This is a genomic window from Ruegeria sp. B11 (genome assembly GCF_056539785.1).
Map to the genome: position 1 here is coordinate 1 of NZ_JBQFVO010000015.1, position 4016 is coordinate 4016.

The following is a 4016-nucleotide window of genomic DNA, read 5'->3' on the forward strand; positions in this document are numbered from 1 at the left end:
CTGACATTTGAGCATTTGAAGGCTGAGGTTTCGTCTGGCGAGATTGATACGGTATTGGTTTGTCTGGTTGACATGCAGGGCCGTTTGATGGGGAAGCGGTTTCATGCGGGTCATTTTGTTGCGGGGGCGTGGGAAGAGACGCATTGCTGCAATTATCTGCTGGCGACGGATCTCGAGATGGGGACGCCGGATGGGTATGCGTCGACCAGTTGGGAGCGGGGCTATGGCGATTATGTGATGAAGCCGGATCTGAGCACTCTGCGCCCTGTACCGTGGCTGGAAGGCACGGCGATGGTGATGTGCGATGTGCTGGATCATCACACGCATGAAGAAGTGCCACACGCGCCGCGCTCGATCCTGAAGCGTCAGGTGAACCGGTTGAAGGCGATGGGTTATGACGCGATGTGCGCCACCGAGCTGGAGTTTTTCCTGTTCGAGAAAAGCTTTGATCAGATCCGCAAGGAAGGCTTTCGCGACCTTGAGCCGATCTCGGGGTACAACGAAGACTATCACATCCTTCAGACCACCAAGGAAGAGCATGTGATGCGCCCGATCCGCAACCATCTGTGGGATGCGGGGATACCGGTCGAGAACACGAAAGGTGAGGCCGAGACCGGGCAGGAAGAGCTGAACATCAAATATGCGCCTGCGATGGAGACGGCCGAGTATCACTCGATCGCCAAGAACGCGGTGAAAGAGATTGCCTGGCAGCATGGGCATGCCGCGACCTTCCTGCCGAAATGGCATCATGAGAAAGTGGGCAGTTCCAGCCACGTGCATCAGTCGCTCTGGTCCGAGGGGCGGCCGATCTTTTTCGACGAAAAAGACCCGCTCGGCATGTCGGATGTGATGAAAAGCTACATGGCGGGTCTTTTGAAATACGCCGCCGATTACACCTGTTTCATGGCGCCCTACATCAACAGCTACAAGCGGTTCATGAAGGGGACCTTTGCGCCGACGCGGATCATCTGGTCGGTGGACAACCGCACCGCCGGGTTCCGCCTGTGCGGTGACGGCACCAAGGCGGTGCGGGTGGAATGCCGTATCCCGGGCTCGGATATGAACCCCTATCTGGCGATGGCTGGGATGCTGGCGGCGGGGATCGCTGGGATCGAAGAAGGGCTGGAGTTGCAGCCGCCGACCACGGGCGACGTCTATCAGGGAGAGACGGGGATGATCCCGGGCAATCTGCGCGCGGCGCGAGATGCGCTGCATGGCTCGGCGATGTTGCGGGCTGCGATGGGAGATGACGTTGTCGATCACTATGCGCGCGCGGCCGAGGTTGAGATCGAAGAGTTTGAGCGCGTGGTGACCGATTGGGAAATTGCCCGCGGGTTTGAGCGGGCTTGAGAGGGTGAAAGCGAGGGGCCAGCCCCGCCGCCATCGGCGCTCGAACCAATGGCGCACCAATGGCGGCCCCAGAGATATTTATGGCCAGATGAAGCAGGGATCCTGCTCTCTTTAGAGATGGAGTGACTATGGGGCAGATGTTGCAATGTGTCTCGCCGATTGATGGGTCGGTCTATGCCGAGCGCGAGGTGTTGTCGCGGGAGGCCGCGTTTGAGGTTGCGGGCCGGGCGCGGGCCGCACAGGCGGCTTGGGCGGCGCGGCCCTTGCGGGAACGCATTGATCTCGTGATGGCGGGTGTGGCTGCTGTTGGCGCGATGAATGAGGAAATCGTGCCCGAGTTGGCGCATATGATGGGTCGCCCGGTGCGCTATGGCGGTGAGTTTGGCGGCTTCAACGAGCGCGCAAGCCATATGGCCGGGATTGCCGAAAGCGCATTGGCTGATATCGCGGTGGGCGAAGATGAGACGTTCAAGCGCTATATCAGGCGCATCCCGCATGGGGTGGTGTTTGTGGTGGCGCCCTGGAATTATCCTTACATGACGGCGATCAACACGGTGGCCCCGGCGCTGATCGCGGGTAATACGGTGATCCTGAAACACGCCACGCAGACCCTGCTGGTGGGCGAGCGTATGGCGCAGGCCTTCCATGCAGCGGGTGTGCCGGAAGACGTGTTCCAGAATGTCTTTCTGAGCCATGACGTGACCAACGATCTGATCGCGGGCAATGCGTTCGACTTCGTGAACTTCACCGGCTCGGTCGGCGGCGGCCAGGCGATGGAGCGCGCGGCGGCGGGCACCTTTACCGGCGTCGGGACTGAGCTGGGCGGCAAGGATCCGGGTTATGTGATGGACGATGCCGATCTGGAGGCGGCGGTTGAGACGCTGATCGACGGGGCAATGTTCAACGCGGGCCAGTGCTGCTGCGGGATCGAGCGGATTTATGTGCATGAAAGCCTGTATGACGACTTCGTCGCCAGGGCGGTGGAGATCGTGAAGGGCTATAAGCTGGGCAATCCGCTGGACGCTGAGACCACCATTGGCCCGATGGCCAATGTGCGCTTTGCCGATGAGGTGCGGGCGCAGATTGCCGAGGCGGTCGAGGCTGGTGCGGTGGCCCATATCGACATCTTCCCCGAGGATGATGGCGGCGCATATCTGACGCCGCAGATCCTGACCAATGTCACCCATGACATGCGGGTGATGCGGGATGAAAGCTTTGGCCCGGTAGTGGGCATCATGAAAGTGTCCACGGATGATGAGGCCATCCGGCTGATGAATGACAGCGCGTTTGGCCTGACAGCGAGCCTCTGGACCCGCGATCTGGATCGCGCGGCCCGCGTGGGCGACCAGATTGAGACGGGCACCGTCTTCATGAACCGCGCCGATTATCTGGATCCCGGCCTGTGTTGGACCGGCTGCAAGAATACCGGGCGCGGCGGCGGTCTCTCGGTCATTGGCTATCACAACCTGACACGTCCCAAATCCTATCACCTGAAAAAGGTCACGGGCTAAGGACGCCGGCCTGCCTCGGAATGACCCCCTCGCCGGGGCAGGCCTTTTGACACGAAGGAAAGCAAACATGTCACTTGTTGGAAACTGGTCTTATCCAACCGCAATCAAATTCGGGGCCGGGCGGATCAATGAATTACCCGAAGCCTGTGCTGCGGCCGGCATGAAGAAGCCGCTGCTGGTCACCGACAAGGGGCTGGCCGACCTGGCGATCACCACCGCGACGCTGGATATCATGGAGACCGCCGGTCTGGGCCGGGGTCTGTTCGCGGATGTGGACCCGAACCCCAATGAACAGAACCTCGAGGCCGGTGTTGCGGCCTATAACGCGGGCGGCCATGACGGGGTGATCGCTTTTGGCGGCGGCTCGGGGCTGGATCTGGGCAAGATGGTCGCCTTCATGTGTGGTCAGACGCGCCCGGTCTGGGACTTTGAGGATATCGGCGATTGGTGGACCCGAGCGGATGCCGATGCCATCGCGCCGATCATCGCCGTCCCCACAACTGCCGGGACCGGGTCCGAAGTGGGGCGCGCCAGCGTCATCACCAATTCTGAAACCCACGCCAAGAAGATCATCTTCCATCCCAAGGTGCTGCCGACCGTGGTGATCTGCGACCCCGAGCTGACGGTGGGCATGCCCAAGTTCATCACCGCAGGCACCGGTCTGGATGCGTTCGCGCATTGTGTCGAGGCGTTTAGCAGCCCGCATTACCACCCGATGTCTCAGGGCATCGCGCTGGAAGGGATGCGGCTGGTCAAGGACTACCTGCCACGTGCCTATGCGGACGGCACCGACATCGAAGCCCGCGCCCAGATGATGAGCGCGGCGGCGATGGGGGCCACCGCCTTCCAGAAAGGCCTGGGCGCCATCCACGCCATGAGCCACCCCGTCGGCGCGGTGTTCAACACCCACCACGGCACCACCAACGCGGTCTGCATGCCCGCCGTGCTCGAGTTCAACGCGCCAGTCATCGCCGACCGCTTCCAGCAAGTCGCCGCCTATCTGGGCATCGACGGCGGCTTCGACGGCTTCCGCAGCTTCGTGCAAGAGTTCAACGACAGCCTCGCCATCCCCCGCAAACTCTCCGACCTCGGCGTCACCAAAGCCGCCATCCCCGAACTGGTCCAAGGCGCTATCATCGACCCCTCATGCGGAGG

General features: G+C 61.6%; 3 protein-coding genes. All 3 read left to right on the top strand.

The window, feature by feature from the left end:
• Positions 1-1350, top strand: a 1350-nt coding sequence (locus tag ACR0I1_RS20470) for a glutamine synthetase family protein (protein ID WP_480707755.1), incomplete at its 5' end; no start/stop codon positions are given.
• Positions 1351-1478: 128 nt separating this feature from the next.
• Positions 1479-2861, top strand: coding sequence for an aldehyde dehydrogenase family protein (locus tag ACR0I1_RS20475; RefSeq protein WP_480707757.1), 1383 nt, complete (start codon positions 1479-1481; stop codon positions 2859-2861).
• A gap of 67 nt (positions 2862-2928) precedes the next feature.
• Positions 2929-4016, top strand: a 1088-nt coding sequence (locus ACR0I1_RS20480; RefSeq protein ID WP_480707759.1) for an iron-containing alcohol dehydrogenase, incomplete at its 3' end; no start/stop codon positions are given.

Excerpts from the sequence above, each read along its gene's own strand:
- ACR0I1_RS20475 (WP_480707757.1), top strand. The coding sequence starts at position 1,479 with ATGGGGCAGATGTTGCAATGTGTCTCGCCGATTGATGGGTCGGTCTAT.